The sequence below is a fragment of the Streptomyces sp. NPDC004284 genome (assembly GCF_042874035.1).
Taxonomy (GTDB): domain Bacteria; phylum Actinomycetota; class Actinomycetes; order Streptomycetales; family Streptomycetaceae; genus Streptomyces.
This window is the reverse complement of sequence record NZ_JBIAMJ010000001.1, coordinates 63,301-79,861: the sequence shown is the minus strand read 5'-3', so window position 1 is coordinate 79,861 and position 16,561 is coordinate 63,301. Positions and strand designations below refer to the sequence as shown.

22 protein-coding genes are annotated in these 16,561 nt (G+C 68.5%); 1 reads left to right on the top strand and 21 read right to left on the bottom strand.

Features of this window, described 5'->3' with window-relative positions; genetic code table 11:
• Positions 1-3: 3 nt before the first annotated feature.
• The 16 genes from rplE to ACFYUS_RS00380 form a co-directional block, all read right to left on the bottom strand.
• Positions 4-561 carry a 50S ribosomal protein L5 gene (gene rplE / locus ACFYUS_RS00455; protein WP_388845926.1) on the bottom strand — a complete coding sequence of 186 codons (558 nt, stop codon included), beginning with the start codon at positions 559-561 and terminating at the stop codon, positions 4-6.
• Entirely contained in the window at positions 558-869 is a 312-nt protein-coding gene (gene rplX, locus ACFYUS_RS00450; RefSeq protein WP_388844073.1) for a 50S ribosomal protein L24, read from the bottom strand. Before rplX ends, rplE begins: the two co-directional genes overlap by 4 nt.
• Before the next feature lie 2 nt (positions 870-871).
• Positions 872-1,240, bottom strand: a complete 369-nt coding sequence (gene rplN, locus ACFYUS_RS00445) for a 50S ribosomal protein L14 (RefSeq protein WP_003956455.1) — start codon at positions 1,238-1,240, stop codon at positions 872-874.
• Between the two features lie 127 nt (positions 1,241-1,367).
• The gene (rpsQ, locus tag ACFYUS_RS00440) at positions 1,368-1,649 is read right to left on the bottom strand and encodes a 30S ribosomal protein S17 (RefSeq protein WP_123454679.1); all 282 of its coding nucleotides are present in this window, start codon (positions 1,647-1,649) and stop codon (positions 1,368-1,370) included.
• Complete coding sequence (gene rpmC, locus ACFYUS_RS00435; protein WP_056552388.1) at positions 1,649-1,873, bottom strand: 50S ribosomal protein L29; 225 nt, start codon at positions 1,871-1,873, stop codon at positions 1,649-1,651. Before rpmC ends, rpsQ begins: the two co-directional genes overlap by 1 nt.
• Positions 1,873-2,292, bottom strand: a complete 420-nt coding sequence (gene rplP / locus ACFYUS_RS00430; RefSeq protein ID WP_017239579.1) for a 50S ribosomal protein L16 — start codon at positions 2,290-2,292, stop codon at positions 1,873-1,875. The genes rpmC and rplP overlap by 1 nt, the downstream gene beginning before the upstream one ends.
• 5 nt (positions 2,293-2,297) lie before the next feature.
• A complete protein-coding gene (gene rpsC / locus ACFYUS_RS00425; protein WP_015035579.1) occupies positions 2,298-3,137 on the bottom strand; it encodes a 30S ribosomal protein S3 in 840 nt (279 codons plus the stop codon).
• On the bottom strand, positions 3,137-3,484 hold the full coding sequence (gene rplV, locus ACFYUS_RS00420; RefSeq protein WP_030359020.1) for a 50S ribosomal protein L22: 348 nt from the start codon (positions 3,482-3,484) through the stop codon (positions 3,137-3,139). The genes rpsC and rplV overlap by 1 nt, the downstream gene beginning before the upstream one ends.
• A 42-nt stretch (positions 3,485-3,526) precedes the next feature.
• Positions 3,527-3,808 carry a 30S ribosomal protein S19 gene (rpsS, locus tag ACFYUS_RS00415; protein ID WP_015035577.1) on the bottom strand — a complete coding sequence of 94 codons (282 nt, stop codon included), beginning with the start codon at positions 3,806-3,808 and terminating at the stop codon, positions 3,527-3,529.
• Between the two features lie 12 nt (positions 3,809-3,820).
• Complete coding sequence (rplB, locus tag ACFYUS_RS00410) at positions 3,821-4,657, bottom strand: 50S ribosomal protein L2 (protein ID WP_030208986.1); 837 nt, start codon at positions 4,655-4,657, stop codon at positions 3,821-3,823.
• 40 nt (positions 4,658-4,697) lie between these two features.
• Positions 4,698-5,021 carry a 50S ribosomal protein L23 gene (rplW, locus tag ACFYUS_RS00405; RefSeq protein ID WP_041130775.1) on the bottom strand — a complete coding sequence of 108 codons (324 nt, stop codon included), beginning with the start codon at positions 5,019-5,021 and terminating at the stop codon, positions 4,698-4,700.
• Complete coding sequence (gene rplD / locus ACFYUS_RS00400) at positions 5,021-5,671, bottom strand: 50S ribosomal protein L4 (protein ID WP_041130774.1); 651 nt, start codon at positions 5,669-5,671, stop codon at positions 5,021-5,023. Before rplD ends, rplW begins: the two co-directional genes overlap by 1 nt.
• Positions 5,672-5,678: 7 nt before the next feature.
• On the bottom strand, positions 5,679-6,323 hold the full coding sequence (gene rplC / locus ACFYUS_RS00395; protein ID WP_030687820.1) for a 50S ribosomal protein L3: 645 nt from the start codon (positions 6,321-6,323) through the stop codon (positions 5,679-5,681).
• A 13-nt stretch (positions 6,324-6,336) separates the two neighbouring features.
• Positions 6,337-6,645, bottom strand: coding sequence for a 30S ribosomal protein S10 (rpsJ, locus tag ACFYUS_RS00390; RefSeq protein WP_003948644.1), 309 nt, complete (start codon positions 6,643-6,645; stop codon positions 6,337-6,339).
• A 446-nt stretch (positions 6,646-7,091) separates the two neighbouring features.
• Complete coding sequence (locus tag ACFYUS_RS00385) at positions 7,092-8,333, bottom strand: RNA polymerase sigma factor (RefSeq protein WP_388844069.1); 1,242 nt, start codon at positions 8,331-8,333, stop codon at positions 7,092-7,094.
• A gap of 283 nt (positions 8,334-8,616) precedes the next feature.
• Entirely contained in the window at positions 8,617-8,979 is a 363-nt protein-coding gene (locus ACFYUS_RS00380) for a YciI family protein (protein WP_388844067.1), read from the bottom strand.
• Between the two features lie 213 nt (positions 8,980-9,192).
• On the opposite strand from ACFYUS_RS00380, the gene ACFYUS_RS00375 reads away from it, so the two are divergent.
• The gene (locus tag ACFYUS_RS00375; RefSeq protein WP_388844065.1) at positions 9,193-11,166 is read left to right on the top strand and encodes a PIG-L family deacetylase; all 1,974 of its coding nucleotides are present in this window, start codon (positions 9,193-9,195) and stop codon (positions 11,164-11,166) included.
• 93 nt (positions 11,167-11,259) lie between these two features.
• Here ACFYUS_RS00375 and tuf read toward each other — a convergent pair whose 3' ends face one another.
• From tuf to ACFYUS_RS00350, 5 genes are all read right to left on the bottom strand, one after another.
• Entirely contained in the window at positions 11,260-12,453 is a 1,194-nt protein-coding gene (tuf, locus tag ACFYUS_RS00370) for an elongation factor Tu (protein WP_388844063.1), read from the bottom strand.
• Positions 12,454-12,601: 148 nt separating this feature from the next.
• On the bottom strand, positions 12,602-14,728 hold the full coding sequence (fusA, locus tag ACFYUS_RS00365; protein WP_388844061.1) for an elongation factor G: 2,127 nt from the start codon (positions 14,726-14,728) through the stop codon (positions 12,602-12,604).
• Between the two features lie 39 nt (positions 14,729-14,767).
• Positions 14,768-15,238 carry a 30S ribosomal protein S7 gene (gene rpsG / locus ACFYUS_RS00360; protein WP_015035567.1) on the bottom strand — a complete coding sequence of 157 codons (471 nt, stop codon included), beginning with the start codon at positions 15,236-15,238 and terminating at the stop codon, positions 14,768-14,770.
• A gap of 2 nt (positions 15,239-15,240) precedes the next feature.
• On the bottom strand, positions 15,241-15,612 hold the full coding sequence (gene rpsL / locus ACFYUS_RS00355) for a 30S ribosomal protein S12 (RefSeq protein ID WP_003948652.1): 372 nt from the start codon (positions 15,610-15,612) through the stop codon (positions 15,241-15,243).
• Between the two features lie 335 nt (positions 15,613-15,947).
• Positions 15,948-16,397, bottom strand: coding sequence for a helix-turn-helix domain-containing protein (locus ACFYUS_RS00350; RefSeq protein WP_388844059.1), 450 nt, complete (start codon positions 16,395-16,397; stop codon positions 15,948-15,950).
• Positions 16,398-16,561: the final 164 nt, after the last annotated feature.

Genomic DNA, 16,561 nt, shown 5'->3' with positions numbered 1-16,561 from the left:
CGCTTACGCCTCCTTGAACGGGAAGCCGAGGTGACGCAGAAGGGCACGGCCCTCGTCGTCGTTGGTCGCCGTGGTCACCACGGTGATGTCCATACCCCGGACACGGTCGATCTTGTCCTGGTCGATCTCGTGGAACATGACCTGCTCCGTGAGACCGAAGGTGTAGTTGCCACGGCCGTCGAACTGCTTGGGGGACAGGCCGCGGAAGTCGCGGATGCGCGGGAGCGCGAGCGACAGGGTGCGGTCCAGGAACTCCCACATGCGGTCGCCACGGAGGGTGACGTGCGCACCGATCGGCTGGCCCTCACGCAGCTTGAACTGCGCGATGGACTTGCGAGCCTTGGTGATCGCCGGCTTCTGGCCGGTGATCGTGGTGAGGTCACGGACGGCACCGTCCATGAGCTTCGAGTCACGGGCGGCGTCGCCGACACCCATGTTGACCACGATCTTCACGAGGCCGGGGATCTGCATGACGTTCTCGTACTTGAACTCGTCACGCATCTTGCCCGCGATCTCCTCGCGGTACTTCGTCTTGAGACGCGGAGTGGTGGTAGCCATCAGATGTCCTCACCCGTCCGCTTGGCAACGCGGATCTTGTTGCCCTCGTCGTCGAAGCGGTAACCGACACGCGTGACGACCTTCTTGCCGTCCTTCTCCACGACCAGCTGGACGTTGGAGACGTGGACCGGAGCCTCGGTCGTCACGATGCCGCCGGCCTGGTTCGGGCCGGCCTTGGTGTGCTTCTTGACCCGGTTGACACCCTCGACCAGGACGCGGTTCTCGGCGGGGAAGGCCGTGATGACCTTGCCCTGCTTGCCCTTGTCCTTACCGGTGATGACCTGGACCAGGTCGCCCTTCTTGATCTTCATGCTTACAGCACCTCCGGCGCGAGCGAGATGATCTTCATGAACTTCTTCTCGCGCAGCTCACGGCCGACCGGGCCGAAGATACGGGTGCCACGAGGGTCGCCGTCGTTCTTGAGAATGACAGCGGCGTTCTCGTCGAAGCGGATGTACGAGCCGTCCTGGCGGCGGCGCTCCTTGACGGTGCGAACGATGACCGCCTTGACGACGTCACCCTTCTTCACGTTGCCACCGGGGATCGCGTCCTTGACGGTGGCGACGATGACGTCACCGATGCCCGCGTAGCGGCGACCCGAGCCACCGAGAACACGGATGCAAAGGATCTCCTTGGCACCAGTGTTGTCGGCGACACGCAGTCGCGACTCCTGCTGGATCACGTCTATCTCCTGATTGTCTGCCGGTTCCCGGCAGGGGCTTCAGAGGAAGCCCCTGCCGAGCCTGGCGGAACTGACCTGAGGGATACCCCTCAGGCTGAACTTTTGGATTTCCCTTGCGGGAAATTCCTTACTTGGCCTTCTCGAGGATCTCGACGACGCGCCAGTGCTTCGTGGCGGACAGCTTCCGGGTCTCCATCAGGAGGACGCGGTCGCCGATGCCGGCAGCGTTCTGCTCGTCGTGAGCCTTGAGCTTGTTCGTACGGCGGATGACCTTGCCGTACAGCGCGTGCTTGACGCGGTCCTCGACAGCGACGACGACGGTCTTGTCCATCTTGTCGCTGACGACGAGGCCCTCGCGGACCTTGCGAGCGTTGCGCTCGGTCTTCTCAGTCACGTTGTTCTCGCTCATCAGACGTTCTCCACCGTCTCGATGCCCAGCTCACGCTCGCGCATCAGGGTGTAGATCCGGGCGATGTCCTTACGGACGGACTTGAGCCGACCGTGGTTCTCGAGCTGACCCGTCGCCGCCTGGAAGCGGAGGTTGAACAGCTCTTCCTTGGCCTCGCGGAGCTTGTTGAGAAGCTCCTCGTTGCCCAGCTCGCGCAGCTCGGACGCCTTGGTACCGGCCGACATCACAGCTCACCTGCTTCGCGCTTCACGATCTTGCACTTCATCGGCAGCTTGTGGGCCGCACGGGTCAGGGCCTCGCGCGCGATCTTCTCGTTCGGGTAGGACAGTTCGAACATCACCCGACCCGGCTTGACGTTCGCGATCCACCACTCCGGAGAACCCTTACCGGAACCCATGCGGGTCTCGGCGGGCTTCTTCGTCAGCGGGCGGTCCGGGTAGATGTTGATCCAGACCTTGCCGCCACGCTTGATGTGGCGGGTCATCGCGATACGAGCCGCCTCGATCTGGCGGTTGGTCACGTACGCCGGCGTGAGGGCCTGAATGCCGTACTCGCCGAACGCAACCTGCGTACCACCCTTGCTGGCGCCGGAGCGCTTCGGGTGGTGCTGCTTGCGGTGCTTGACCCTACGGGGGATCAGCATGTCGGTCAGGCCTCCGTTCCGGTGCTCTCAGCCGGAGCAGCGGCGGCAGCCTCGGCCTTGGGGGCCTCGGCGGCCGGAGCCGACTGCTGCGGCTTGCGGCCGCGGCCGCCACGCTCGCCACCGCGGCCACCACGGCCGGCCGGGCGGTCGCCAGCGCCGGCGCCACGGGCCGGGCGGTTACCCGCACGGGCAGCGGCGTTCTCGGCGCGGACCTCGGCGATGTTCTTGACGTCGCCCTTGTAGATCCAGACCTTGACGCCAATGCGACCGAAGGTCGTCTTGGCCTCGAAGAAGCCGTAGTCCACGTTCGCGCGGAGCGTGTGCAGCGGCACACGACCCTCGCGGTAGAACTCCGAGCGGGACATCTCGGCGCCGCCGAGACGACCGCCGCACTGGATCTTGATGCCCTTGGCGCCGGCCTTCATCGTGCCCTGCATGCTCTTACGCATGGCGCGACGGAAGGAGACGCGGGAGGAGAGCTGCTCGGCAACGGCCTGGGCGACCAGCTGGGCGTCCATCTCGGGGTTCTTGACCTCGAGGATGTTCAGCTGGACCTGCTTGCCCGTGAGCTTCTCGAGGTCGCCGCGGATGCGGTCGGCCTCGGCGCCACGGCGGCCGATGACGATGCCGGGACGCGCGGTGTGGATGTCCACCCGCACGCGGTCACGGGTGCGCTCGATCTCAACCTTCGAGATGCCGGCGCGCTCCATGCCGGACGTCATCATCCGACGGATGGCGACGTCTTCCTTGACGTAGTCCTTGTACAGCTTGTCGGCGTACCAGCGGGACTTGAAGTCCGTGGTGATGCCGAGCCGGAACCCATGCGGGTTAACCTTCTGGCCCATTACCGGGTTCCTTCCTTGCTGCTGACGACCACGGTGATGTGGCTGGTCCGCTTACGGATCCGGTAGGCACGGCCCTGGGCACGCGGACGGAACCGCTTCAGGGTCGGGCCCTCATCGACGAACGCCTCGCTGATGAACAGCGAAGAGGCGTCCGTGTGGTCGTAGTTGTGCGCGGCGTTGGCGATGGCGCTGTCCAGCACCTTGCCAACCGGCACGCTCGCGGCCTGCGGGGCGAAACGCAGGACCGCCTGAGCCTCCGTGGCGTCCATGCCACGGATAAGGTCCACCACGCGGCGGGCCTTCATGGGCGTGACGCGGATGTACCGCGCCTGGGCCCTGGCTTCCATGGTTGTCCTTCCAGTGTCTGTCATGGTCATTCCACCCCGCTACTAGCGGCGCTTCGACTTCCGGTCGTCCTTCACGTGACCCCGGAAGGTGCGCGTCGGCGAGAACTCGCCGAGCTTGTGGCCGACCATCGACTCGGTGACAAACACCGGAATGTGGGTCTTGCCGTTGTGCACCGCGATCGTGTGGCCGAGCATGGCCGGGATGATCATCGAGCGACGGGACCAGGTCTTGATGACGTTCTTGGTACCGGCTTCGTTCTGGGCGTCCACCTTCTTGACGAGGTGGCCGTCGACGAAGGGTCCCTTCTTGAGACTGCGCGGCATCTAAACCCGCTCCTAGCGCTTCTTGTTCGTCTTGCGGCGGCGGACGATGTACTTGTTCGAAGCCTTCTTAGGCGAACGCGTACGACCCTCCTTCTGACCCCACGGGGAGACCGGGTGGCGACCACCGGAGGTCTTGCCCTCACCACCACCGTGCGGGTGGTCGACCGGGTTCATCGCCACACCGCGGACGGTCGGGCGAACGCCAAGCCAGCGCTTGCGGCCGGCCTTGCCCCAGTTGATGTTCGACTGCTCGGCGTTGCCGACCTCGCCGATGGTGGCGCGGCAGCGGGCGTCGACGAGACGGATCTCACCGGACGGCATGCGGAGGTGGGCCATGGTGCCCTCCTTCGCCAGCAGCTGCACGGAGGCACCGGCCGAGCGGGCGAACTTGGCGCCGCCACCGGGACGGAGCTCGATCGCGTGGATCGTGGTACCGACCGGGATGTTGCGGAGCGCCAGGTTGTTGCCGGGCTTGATGTCCGCGCCCGGGCCGTTCTCGACGCGGTCGCCCTGGGTCAGACCCTTGGGGGCGATGATGTAGCGCTTCTCGCCGTCCACGTAGTGGAGGAGCGCGATGCGCGCGGTGCGGTTGGGGTCGTACTCGATGTGAGCGACCTTGGCCGGCACGCCGTCCTTGTCGTGACGACGGAAGTCGATCACACGGTAGGCGCGCTTGTGGCCACCGCCCTGGTGACGGACGGTCACACGACCGGTGTTGTTACGGCCGCCCTTGCTGTGCAGGGGGCGGACCAGCGACTTCTCCGGCGTGGACCGCGTGATCTCGACGAAGTCGGCTACGGAGGAGCCACGACGGCCCGGCGTAGTCGGCTTGTACTTGCGGATTCCCATTTCTCAGTCCTCGTCCGATTCCGGACGATCCAGACCGCCGTTAGGCGGTCGGACCGCCGAAGATGTCGATACGGTTGCCCTCAGCAAGGGTCACGATGGCGCGCTTGGTGTTGGCGCGCTTGCCGAAACCGGTGCGGGTGCGCTTGCGCTTGCCCTGACGGTTGATCGTGTTGACCCCGGTGACCTTGACCGAGAAGACCGCCTCGACGGCCTGCTTGATCTGGGTCTTGTTGGAGCCAGGCGCGACGATGAACGTGTACTTGTTCTCGTCCAGCAGGGCGTAGCTCTTCTCCGAGACGACCGGCTTGACGAGAATGTCGCGCGGGTCCGAGAAGGTCTTGCTGGTGACGACGGCCTCAGTCATCAGGCGTCGCTCCCTTCGGTCTCAGCGGTCTGGGGGCCAGACACGAAGGACTCGAGGGCGGCCTGGGTGAAGACCACGTCGTCGGAGACGATCACGTCGTACGTGTTGAGCTGGCCCGGCTCCAGGATGTGCACCTGGGGCAGGTTGCGGGCGGACAGCCACGCGGCCTCGTCGGAGCGCTCGGCGACCAGGAGCAGGTTCTTGCGCTCCGAGATCTTGCCGAACAGCGTCTTGGCGGCCTTGGTGGAGATGCCACCCTCGACCACGCCGGTGACGACGTGGATGCGGGAGTGGTTCGCCCGGTCCGACAGGGCACCGCGGAGGGCGGCGGCCTTCATCTTCTTCGGGGTCCGCTGCGAGTAGTCACGCGGCACGGGACCGTGCACGACGCCACCACCGGCGAACTGCGGGGCGCGGGTCGAACCCTGACGGGCGCGGCCGGTGCCCTTCTGGCGGTAAGGCTTCTTGCCACCACCGCGGACTTCGCCACGGGTCTTGGTCTTGTGCGTGCCCTGACGGGCCGCGGCCAGCTGCGCGACGACGACCTGGTGGATCAGCGGGACGCTGACCTTGGCGCCGAAGATCTCCGCGGGGAGCTCGACGGTCCCGGCCTTGTCGCCAGACGGCGAAAGGATGTCAATGGTGCTCATCGGTTCCTCAAACCCCCTTGGCCGCGGTGCGGACCAGGACGAGGCCACCGTTGGGGCCGGGGACGGCGCCCTTGATGAGCAGCAGACCCTTCTCGGCGTCAACGGCGTGGACGGTCAGGTTCTGGGTGGTCACACGCTCGTTGCCCATGCGACCGGCCATGCGCATGCCCTTGAAGACGCGGCCCGGGGTGGCGCAGCCACCGATCGAACCGGGCTTGCGGTGCACGCGGTGGGCACCGTGCGAGGCCTTGCCACCACGGAAGTTGTGGCGCTTCATCGCACCGGCGAAGCCCTTGCCCTTGCTCTTGCCGGTGACGTCGACCTTCACGCCGGCCTCGAAGACCTCGGCGGTGATCTCCTGGCCGAGCGTGTACTCGGAGGCGTCAGCGGTGCGGAGCTCCACCAGGTGGCGGCGCGGGGTGACGTCGGCCTTGGCGAAGTGACCCTTGAGGGGCTTGTTCACCTTGCGCGGGTCGATCTCGCCGAAGGCGATCTGGACCGACTCGTAGCCGTCGACGTCGTTCGTACGGACCTGGGTCACGACATTCGGGCCGGCCTTGACGACGGTCACCGGGACGACCCGGTTGTTCTCGTCCCAGACCTGCGTCATGCCGAGCTTCTCGCCCAGGATGCCCTTGATGTTCTTAGCCATCTCGCGCGTCACCTCAGAGCTTGATCTCGATGTCGACGCCAGCCGGCAGGTCGAGGCGCATGAGCGAGTCAACCGTCTTCGGCGTGGGGTCGAGGATGTCGATGAGGCGCTTGTGCGTGCGCATCTCGAAGTGCTCGCGCGAGTCCTTGTACTTGTGCGGCGACTTGATGACGCAGTACACGTTCTTCTCAGTGGGCAGCGGCACCGGGCCCGCGACCGACGCACCAGTGCGGGTCACCGTCTCGACGATCTTCTTCGCCGAGGAGTCGATGACCTCGTGGTCGTAGGCCTTGAGCCGGATGCGGATCTTCTGTCCCGCCATGGCTACTAGTAGTCCTTTGTCTCGTATAACGCTCTGGAACCCGGTGCGTTTGCGTCTGTCTCCGACCCACGCGGTCGGGCGTGTCGCGTTCCCTCTACGCAGAAATCCCTAGGGATCTCCCAACCAAGGGGACGCGGTCTCCATGACCGCAGGCCGGGGGCAGAACACCCACCGGGTGCCTGGCCGGCACCCCGCTGACGCTTCCCAGAAGATTCCCGTACGTCCGCTCCTGATGAGGAGCGACGAGTACTGTGGGACTCGCTTCCGGTCCTCCCGACGGGAGGCGCGCAGCATCGGCACTCAACCGAGCAACTTGGACAGTCTGCCATACGGGGGCTTCCGGCCGCCAATCGGGGGCGAAGACTGTACCCCACGTCACGTACGTCCATGCGCCGGGGCGCATGGACCTGCCGCGCGCGCCCCTCTCCCCCGTCGTCCGGTGCCCCTCAGCCCAGGCGCCGGGCCCGCTCCGTCAGATGGCGCCGCTCGGGTGCGCTGGTCGTGTGGCGGGCCGCCTCCCGGTAGGCGGCGGCCGCCCCCTCCTCGTCGCCGAGGAGTTCGAGCAGGTGCGCGCGGGTCGCGAGGAGACGGTGGTTCCGGGCGAGCCGCCGGTCCTCCGCCAGCCCGTCCAGAAGCTCCAGACCGGACTTCGGGCCGTGGACCATGGCGACGGCGACCGCCCGGTTGAGGGTCACCATCGGGTTCGGCCCGGCGCGCTCCAGGAGCTCGTACAGGGCGAGGATCTGCGGCCAGTCCGTGGCCTCCGCGGACGCGGCCTCGTCGTGCACGGCCGCGATCGCCGCCTGGAGCTGGTACGGGCCGACCCGGCCCGCCGGCAGGGTGCGGCTGATCAGCTCCACGCCCTCGGTGATCAGCGCGCCGTCCCAGCTCCCCCGGTCCTGCTCCGCGAGCGGGACGAGCTCCCCGTCCGGGCCCGTGCGGGCCGGGCGGCGGGCGTCGGTGAGCAGCATCAGCGCGAGCAGACCCGCCGTCTCGGTGTCCTCGGGGGCGAGCCGGTGCAGCATCCGGGTGAGCCGGATCGCCTCCGTGGACAGCTCGGGCGCGGTGAGCGCGTCGCCTCCGCTGGCCGTGTAGCCCTCGTTGAAGACGAGGTAGAGCACGTGCCGCACCTCGGCGAGGCGGGCGGTGCGCTCCTCGCCCTCCGGCAGCGCGAGGGACAGGCCCCCGGTCCTGATCGTCTGCTTGGCCCTGCTGATCCGCTGCGCCATGGTCGACTCGGGCACGAGGAAGGCGGCGGCGATCTGCGCGGTGGTGAGGCCGCCGACGGCGCGCAGGGTCAGCGCGATCCGGCTGGGCGGCGACAGGTCCGGGTGGCAGCAGAGGAAGAGCAGGGACAGGGAGTCGTCCCGGTCGGGGTCCGGAGCCTCGTCGGCGGCGCGGGCGAGGAGCTCGGAGTCGGGCGTGGCGAGCGCGACGGCGTCCTCGCGGCGCCGGCGGGCGGACTCGCTGCGCACGAGGTCCACGTACCGGCGGGTGGCGACGGTGAGCAGCCACCCGCGCGGCTGCTCGGGCACCCCCTCCTCGGGCCACTGCCGTGCGGCCGCGATCAGCGCCTCCTGAACGGCGTCCTCACAGAGGTCGAAGGCCCCGTACCGGCGCACGAGCGCGCCGAGGACCTGCGGCGCGCACGCACGCAGCAGGTCCTCGATCCCACGGGGCCCCGTCACAGCGCCCGCCCCCCGGCCACATGGGCGACGGCCACAACGGCGGGCCCCCGGCCACGCGGGGCAGCGGCCACAACGGCAGGCCCCCGGCCACGCAGGGCGACAGCCACAGCGGCAGGTCCCCGACCACGCAGGGCAACAGCCACAGCGACAGGTCCCCGACCACGCGGAGCACCGGCCACAGCGCCCGGCCCCCGGCCACGCGGGGCGGCGGTCACAGCGGCCGGCCCCCGGCCGCACGGGGCGGCGGCCGGGGTGGTCGGCTCTCGGTCTTGTGTCGTGCCCGTCACACGTCCGCCGCGGACTCGTGCAGGATCGGCCACAGCTCGACGGGCTCGACGTCCGCGAAGGGCATGTCCGCGGCGATCTGCTGGGCGCGCTCCAGGCTGTCGCAGTCGAGCAGGTAGAAGCTGGCCAGGTACTCCTTGGTCTCCAGGTAGGGGCCGTCGGTGACCGCGGGGGCCCCGTCCACGCGGCGGACGAGCTGGGCGGCGGCCGCGTCGGCGAGGCCGTACGCGCCGATCAGCTCGCCGCTCTCCCGGTACCTGGTGTTGAAGGCCTCCTGCCGGGCGATCGCCTCGGGCCAGGCCTCGGCCGGGAAGGAGTCCCACTTGGCCTGGTTGCCGTAGATCATCGCGACGTACTTCATCTCGGGTGTCCTCCCCGTCCCGCCCGCCCCGGTGGCGCGCTGTCACCCTTCGGTCGGAACCAGGATCGCCTTCTCGACATCCGTCCGCACGATCTCGAAGATCTTTTTCCGGTGATCTTTTCGGGTGATCCTCCCGGCCGGCCCCGCCCCGCACACAACCGCCCCGGTCGCACATCCGTCCTCCAGGGGAGCAGATGAGCGAAAGGTCCTGTCGTGCACACTCCACCCCGTCGACGGACGGTTCTCGCCGCCGCCCTCGCGGTCGTCTCGGCCGCCGCCGGGTGTTCCGTACCGGAGCCGCGCCGGACCGCGCCCACCGCCGACCCGGCGCCGGGCAGGCCGGTCGCCTCCTCGCGGGCCGGGCGGGCGCTGCTCATGCAGTTCTCCGCGCATCCGGACGACGACCTGTACTTCATGAACCCGGACACGCAGCGGCTGCTCGACGCGGGCGTCCCGCTCGTCTCCGTGTACGTGACGGCCGGCGAGCACAACGGCCGGAACCGGATCGCGGGGATGCCCGAGACGCCCCCGGACCGGGCGGCCTACTCCGCCGCCCGCCGCCAGGGCCTGCGCCAGTCGTACGCGGTGGCGCTCGGCCTCCCGGTGTTCACGCCGTGGCGGCGGGAGGCCCTGACGCTCCCCGGCGGGCGGCGGGCCGAGTCCGACACCCTCGTCCACGGCGCCCGCAGGGTCGAGCTGGTCTTCCTCGACCTGCCGATGCACGCCGGCCGCCGCTACATGGCCCTGCCCGCCCTCTGGCAGGACCGGGCCCTGGAGCTGCGGACCCATCTGTCGGCCGGCTCCCCCGTCACCCGCGCCGGGACCTACGACTACGACCAACTGGTCGACGTCCTCACCGAGTTGCTCCGCCGCCACCGGCCCACGGTCGTGCACACCCTGGACCCGGACCCCGACATCCAGCTCGGCGACGAGGCCACCCGGAGGCGGAACTCCGAACAGCCCGGCTACTCCGACCACGGGGACCACACGGCGGCCGCCTCCTTCACCTGGGCCGCGCTGTGCCGCTGGGTCGCCGAAGCGGTCCGGGACGGCGAACCGGTCCCGGCCTTCACGACCACCGCCTTCCGCGGCTACTACAACCGCCACTGGCCCAAGAACCTCCCGCCCGAGGTCCTCGAGGAGAAGGCGGCCCGGCTCGTCCCGTACGGCGGCGGCCCCTCCTGGCCGTGCGGGAACCCCTCGGGCTGCGGCGACTACGGCGTCGGCGGCGACCGGCCGCTGACCAACCGCAAGGGCTGGGTCCGCTCCACCCACCACCGCTGGCCGGGCCCGGCCCCGGCGCTCGCCGAGGAGCCGGACGGCCGGCTCGCCGCGTACGGGGTGCTCGGTCTTCGCGCGGTCCGCTGGCGGGAGTCCGCGCCGGGCGTCTGGGGCGAGCCGGTGGACCTGGGCGGCGGCCCGCTCGCCCCGGCGCTCGGCTCGGCGGTCCTCGGCGACGGCCGGGTGCTGCTCCTCGGGGTGCGGTTCGCCGCGCTCGACGGGCACGGCGCGGCCAACCGGCGCGAGGTGGTGCTCCTGGAGCAGCGCTCCCCCGGCGGCGGCTTCCTGGCCTGGCGGGGCCTGGGGAACCCGGAGCGCGGGGACGACCGGGGGCGCCGGATCGGTGCCCCGGTGGCGGTGGCGGCCCCCGACGGCCGGGTCCACCTCTTCGTACGGAACGCGGGCAAGGGCGTCTCGACGCGGGTACGGGCGGCGGACGGCGCCTGGTCCCCGTGGCGGCCCCTCCCCGGCGGCGCGGAGGTCCAGGACGGCCTGACGGTCTCGCTCGACGCGGCCGGCCGGGTGCACCTGTACGCGGCCGGGCGGGAGCGCGTACGGCACTGGGTGGACGGGGTCCCGCAGCGGGCTCCGCTGCCGCTCTCCGGCTCCACCGTGGCGAGCGCGGGCGGCGAGCTGTACTCCCGGGCTCCGGCGGCCGCGCGGCTGACCGGCCCGGACGGCGACGCCGGTCTCGACGGGTACGGAGGCGTGGTCGCCGCCCGGTCCCCGGCGCTCGGGACCGTCCTGCTCGGCACGGACGAGGAGGGCCGCGTCGCCCTCAGGGCCGGCGGCCGGCTCCGTACGCGGGAGAGGCCGGCCGTCTCGACCGCGCTCCACCTGGGCGCGCGGGGGGCGACCGTGGTGGGCCTGGGCGCGGACGGGCGCCCGTGGAGCTGGCGGCCGTAGGACCTCCGGGAACGCGAGAAGGCCCCGCACCTTCCGGTGCGGGGCCTTCCCTCACTGCTAGCAGCTCGTACGAGCTACCAGGTCAGTTCAAGATCAGGCAGTGATCTTGACGACCTGGCCGGCGCCGACGGTCCGGCCACCCTCACGGATGGCGAACTTGAGGCCCTCCTCCATGGCGACGGGCTGGATCAGCTCGACGGACATGGCGGTGTTGTCGCCCGGCATGACCATCTCGGTGCCCTCGGGGAGGGTCACGACGCCGGTCACGTCCGTGGTACGGAAGTAGAACTGCGGGCGGTAGTTGTTGAAGAACGGGGTGTGACGGCCACCCTCGTCCTTCGACAGGATGTAGGCCTGGGCCTCGAACTGGGTGTGCGGCGTGACCGAACCCGGCTTGATGATGACCTGGCCGCGCTCGACGTCCTCGCGCTTGATGCCACGGAGGAGCAGACCGACGTTCTCACCGGCCTGGCCCTCGTCGAGCAGCTTGCGGAACATCTCGATGCCGGTGACCGTGGTGGTGGTCTTCTCGGTCTTGATGCCGATGATGTCGACGGTCTCGTTGACCTTGAGGACACCACGCTCGATACGACCGGTGACGACGGTGCCACGACCGGTGATCGTGAAGACGTCCTCGATCGGCATCAGGAACGGCTTGTCGACGTCACGCTCGGGCTGCGGGATGGACTCGTCCACGGCCTTCATGAGGCCGAGGAGCTTCTCGCCCCACTCCTTGTCGCCCTCGAGCGCCTTGAGCGCCGAGACGCGGACGACCGGCAGGTCGTCGCCCGGGAACTCGTACTCGGAGAGGAGCTCACGGACCTCGAGCTCGACGAGCTCCAGGATCTCCTCGTCGTCCACCATGTCGGCCTTGTTCAGGGCGACGACGATGTACGGAACGCCGACCTGGCGAGCAAGGAGGACGTGCTCCTTGGTCTGCGGCATCGGGCCGTCGGTGGCGGCGACCACGAGGATGGCGCCGTCCATCTGCGCGGCACCCGTGATCATGTTCTTGATGTAGTCAGCGTGACCGGGGCAGTCGACGTGAGCGTAGTGACGCTGCTCCGTCTGGTACTCGACGTGCGCGATCGAGATCGTGATACCGCGCTGGCGCTCCTCGGGAGCCTTGTCGATCTGGTCGAAGGCCGAGGCCTCGTTCAGGTCCGGGTACGCGTCGTGCAGCACCTTGGTAATGGCGGCCGTGAGGGTCGTCTTACCGTGGTCGATGTGACCGATGGTGCCGATGTTGACGTGCGGCTTAGTCCGCTCGAACTTCGCCTTCGCCACTGGGGTCCTCCTGGAGTGGTTCTGAACGCCTTGCTTCATCGGCGCCAGGTGATCTTTGCTGGGATGCCAGTCGCCGGGGCCGTACCTCGGGGTTCCGGGGCCGAGCCCCGACGACTGGTGTCAAGCCTAAAGCGTGAACTCGGGAGAGTTACTCGCCCTTGGCCTTCGCGATGATCTCCTCGGCGACGTTCCGCGGAACCTCGGCGTAGGAGTCGAACTGCATCGAGTAGCTTGCGCGACCCGAGGTCTTGCTGCGGAGGTCTCCGACGTAGCCGAACATCTCCGAAAGCGGCACGAGGCCCTTCACGACGCGGGCGCCGCTGCGCTCCTCCATGGCCTGGATCTGGCCACGGCGGGAGTTGATGTCACCGATGACCTCGCCCATGTAGTCCTCGGGCGTGACGACCTCGACGGCCATCATCGGCTCAAGGATGACGGGAGAAGCCTTGCGCGCGGCCTCCTTGAAGGCCTGCGAGCCAGCGATCTTGAAGGCGAGCTCGGAGGAGTCGACCTCGTGGTAGGCACCGTCGTGCAGGATCACACGCACACCGGTCATCTCGTAACCGGCGAGGATGCCGAACTGCATGGCCTCCTGCGCACCCGCGTCGACCGAAGGGATGTACTCCTTCGGGATGCGGCCACCGGTGACCTTGTTCACGAACTCGTACGAGGCGTCGCCCTCGGTGATCGGCTCGATGCCGATCTGGACCTTGGCGAACTGACCCGTACCACCGGTCTGCTTCTTGTGCGTGAAGTCGACGCGCTCGACGGCCTTGCGGATCGTCTCGCGGTACGCGACCTGCGGCTTGCCGACGTTCGCCTCGACCTTGAACTCGCGACGCATGCGGTCGACGAGGATGTCGAGGTGAAGCTCGCCCATACCACCGATGATGGTCTGGCCGGTCTCCTCGTCCGAGTGAACCTGGAAGGAGGGGTCCTCCTCCGCGAGACGCTGGATGGCGACACCCAGCTTCTCCTGGTCACCCTTGGACTTGGGCTCGATGGCGACCTGGATGACCGGGGCCGGGAAGTCCATGGACTCCAGGATGACCGGGGCCTTGTCGTCGCACAGCGTCTCACCGGTGGTGGTCTGCTTGAGGCCCATCACGGCGACGATGTCGCCGGCGCCCACCGAGTCGATCTCCTCACGCTTGTTCGCGTGCATGCGGTAGATCTTGCCGATGCGCTCCTTCTTGCCCTTGACGGAGTTCAGCACCGCGGTGCCGGCCTCCAGGCGACCGGAGTAGATCCGGACGAAGGTGAGCTTGCCGAGGTGCGGGTCGCTCGCGATCTTGAACGCGAGGGCGGCCAGCGGCTCGTCGTCGGACGGCTTGCGCTTGACGACGAGCTCGGCGTCCTTGACGTCGTGGCCCTCGATGGCCTCGACGTCCAGGGGGGACGGCAGGTAGCGGACGACAGCGTCGAGCAGGGGCTGGACGCCCTTGTTCTTGAACGCGGTGCCACAGAACACGGGGGTGACCGTGGTCTCGCCGCCCTTGCCGGAGGCGATGGTGATACGACGGATCGCCGCGTAGAGCTGCTCCTCGGTGGGCTCGGTGCCCTCGAGGAAGAGCTCCATGAGCTCCTCGTCGTTCTCGGAGACGGCCTCGACGAGCTTGCCGCGGTACTCCTCGGCGAGCTCCTGCTTGTCCGCGGGGATGTCGACGACGTCGTACATCTCGCCCTTGGTGGCCTCGGCGGACCAGACAAGAGCCTTCATGCGGACGAGGTCGATGACGCCCTCGAAGTCGGCCTCGGCACCGATCGGGAGCTGCATGACGATCGGGGTCGCGCCGAGGCGGTCCACGATCATGTCGACGCAGCGGAAGAAGTCGGCGCCGGTCCGGTCGAGCTTGTTGACGAAGCAGATACGCGGAACGCCGTAGCGGTCCGCCTGACGCCAGACGGTCTCGGACTGGGGCTCGACACCGGCCACACCGTCGAACACGGTGACAGCACCGTCGAGCACGCGCAGCGAACGCTCCACCTCGACGGTGAAGTCGACGTGACCCGGCGTGTCGATGATGTTGATCGTGTGATCGACATTCTCGAGCGGCCAGTGGCAGGTCGTCGCGGCGGACGTGATCGTGATGCCGCGCTCCTGCTCCTGCTCCATCCAGTCCATCGTGGCAGCGCCGTCGTGGACTTCACCGATCTTGTACGAGACGCCGGTGTAGAACAGGATCCGCTCGGTGGTGGTCGTCTTGCCCGCGTCGATGTGGGCCATGATGCCGATGTTGCGCACCTTGGCCAGGTCAAGCGAAGTGGTAGCCATAAGGCTTCAGTCTTCTCTCGGTCTCGATGTGGGTTGCGACTACCAGCGGTAGTGCGCGAAGGCCTTGTTGGACTCGGCCATCTTGTGCGTGTCCTCGCGCTTCTTGACGGCAGCACCGAGGCCGTTGGAGGCGTCGAGGAGCTCGTTCATGAGGCGCTCGGTCATGGTCTTCTCGCGACGGGCGCGGGAGTAACCGACGAGCCAGCGGAGGGCCAGCGTGGACGCGCGGCCCGGCTTGACCTCGATCGGCACCTGGTAGGTGGCGCCACCGACACGGCGGGACTTGACCTCGAGGGCCGGCTTGACGTTCTCGAGAGCGCGCTTCAGCGTGATGACCGGGTCCTGGCCGGTCTTCTCACGAAGACCCTCCATGGCGCCGTACACGATGCGCTCGGCGGTGGAACGCTTGCCGTCCAGCAGGATCTTGTTGATCAGCGAGGTGACAAGAGGAGAGCTGTAGACCGGGTCGATGATGACCGGGCGCTTCGGGGCGGGGCCCTTACGAGGCATTCTTACTTCTCCTTCTTGGCGCCGTAGCGGCTGCGAGCCTGCTTACGGTTCTTGACGCCCTGCGTGTCGAGGGAACCGCGGATGATCTTGTAACGAACACCCGGCAGGTCCTTCACACGGCCACCGCGCACGAGCACGATGGAGTGCTCCTGCAGGTTGTGACCCTCACCCGGGATGTAGGCCGTGACCTCGATGCCCGAGGTCAGACGCACACGCGCGACCTTACGGAGGGCCGAGTTCGGCTTCTTCGGGGTGGTCGTGAACACACGCGTGCAGACGCCGCGACGCTGAGGGGAACCCTCGAGTGCGGGCGTCTTGTTCTTCTCGACCTTGTCCTGCCGGCCCTTACGGACCAGCTGCTGGATCGTAGGCACTACTTCTCCGGTTTCTGTGTGCCGTCGGTAAAACTAACCTGGAACATTCGCCGACCCACGCGGTCGGGTGTGTCGAATCTCGCGGCCTTCCGCACGGGGCGGAGAAGGCGCGGATCACGGTGGCCGATATATGACTCGCCGTGCGGTTGAGGACACGCACGGGAGCCCAGGCACACCCCAGGCACAAGGCATGAGCGTACCTATCGCATGGACTCCGGTCAAAACAAATGCCCTCGCGCACGGACCCCCGGCCGGAGCGGGCCGGGACCTGGGCGGATCGTTCCGGCGGACGGGACGGGCCGCGCGCCGGAGCGGCCCGGGGCGGCCCGCGCCGGTCAGTCGCGGGCGGTGCGGCGGGGCTCGGGGGCCTCGGCGGGGGGCGCCTGCTCGGTGTCGGGCTCCAGGAACTGGTTCACGACCTTGACGAAGACGCCCATGCGCTCGTCGGGCACCCCCAGCCAGCGGGCGAAGTCCTCCATCGAGGGCTGCCAGTCGCTCGGCGGCAGCAGGTCCGCCGCCATCGGGAGCTCCTCGGGGGTCACGCGCCCGGACCGGATGAGCATGTCGCGGACGGAGACGCCGAGCAGCGGGGCGATCCGGCGCATGGTCTCCAGGTCGGGCATGCTCTGGCGCTGCAACAGGCGCGTGACGGCGGCGCGATGGACGCCGGCCTCGTCCGCGATGCGGGACTTCCCGCCGCCGCGCGGGCTGTCGATGTCGTAGCCGCGCTGTCTCATCAGGCCTTCGACCCAGCCTGCGAACTCGTCGAGCCCTTGAGTGCTCATGTTCCGCTCCTCTTTCCCCACCCTCCGGATCCCATACCTTAGCGTGCTTGCGCGCACGGAATTACGTGCTTTCGGGCACGCAATCGTGTCGAATCGGTGAAGGGGAGGCCGGGCCGCCTCCGATTTTCGTTGCGCGCTCGCACGCAACGTGTAAGTCTGGCTCG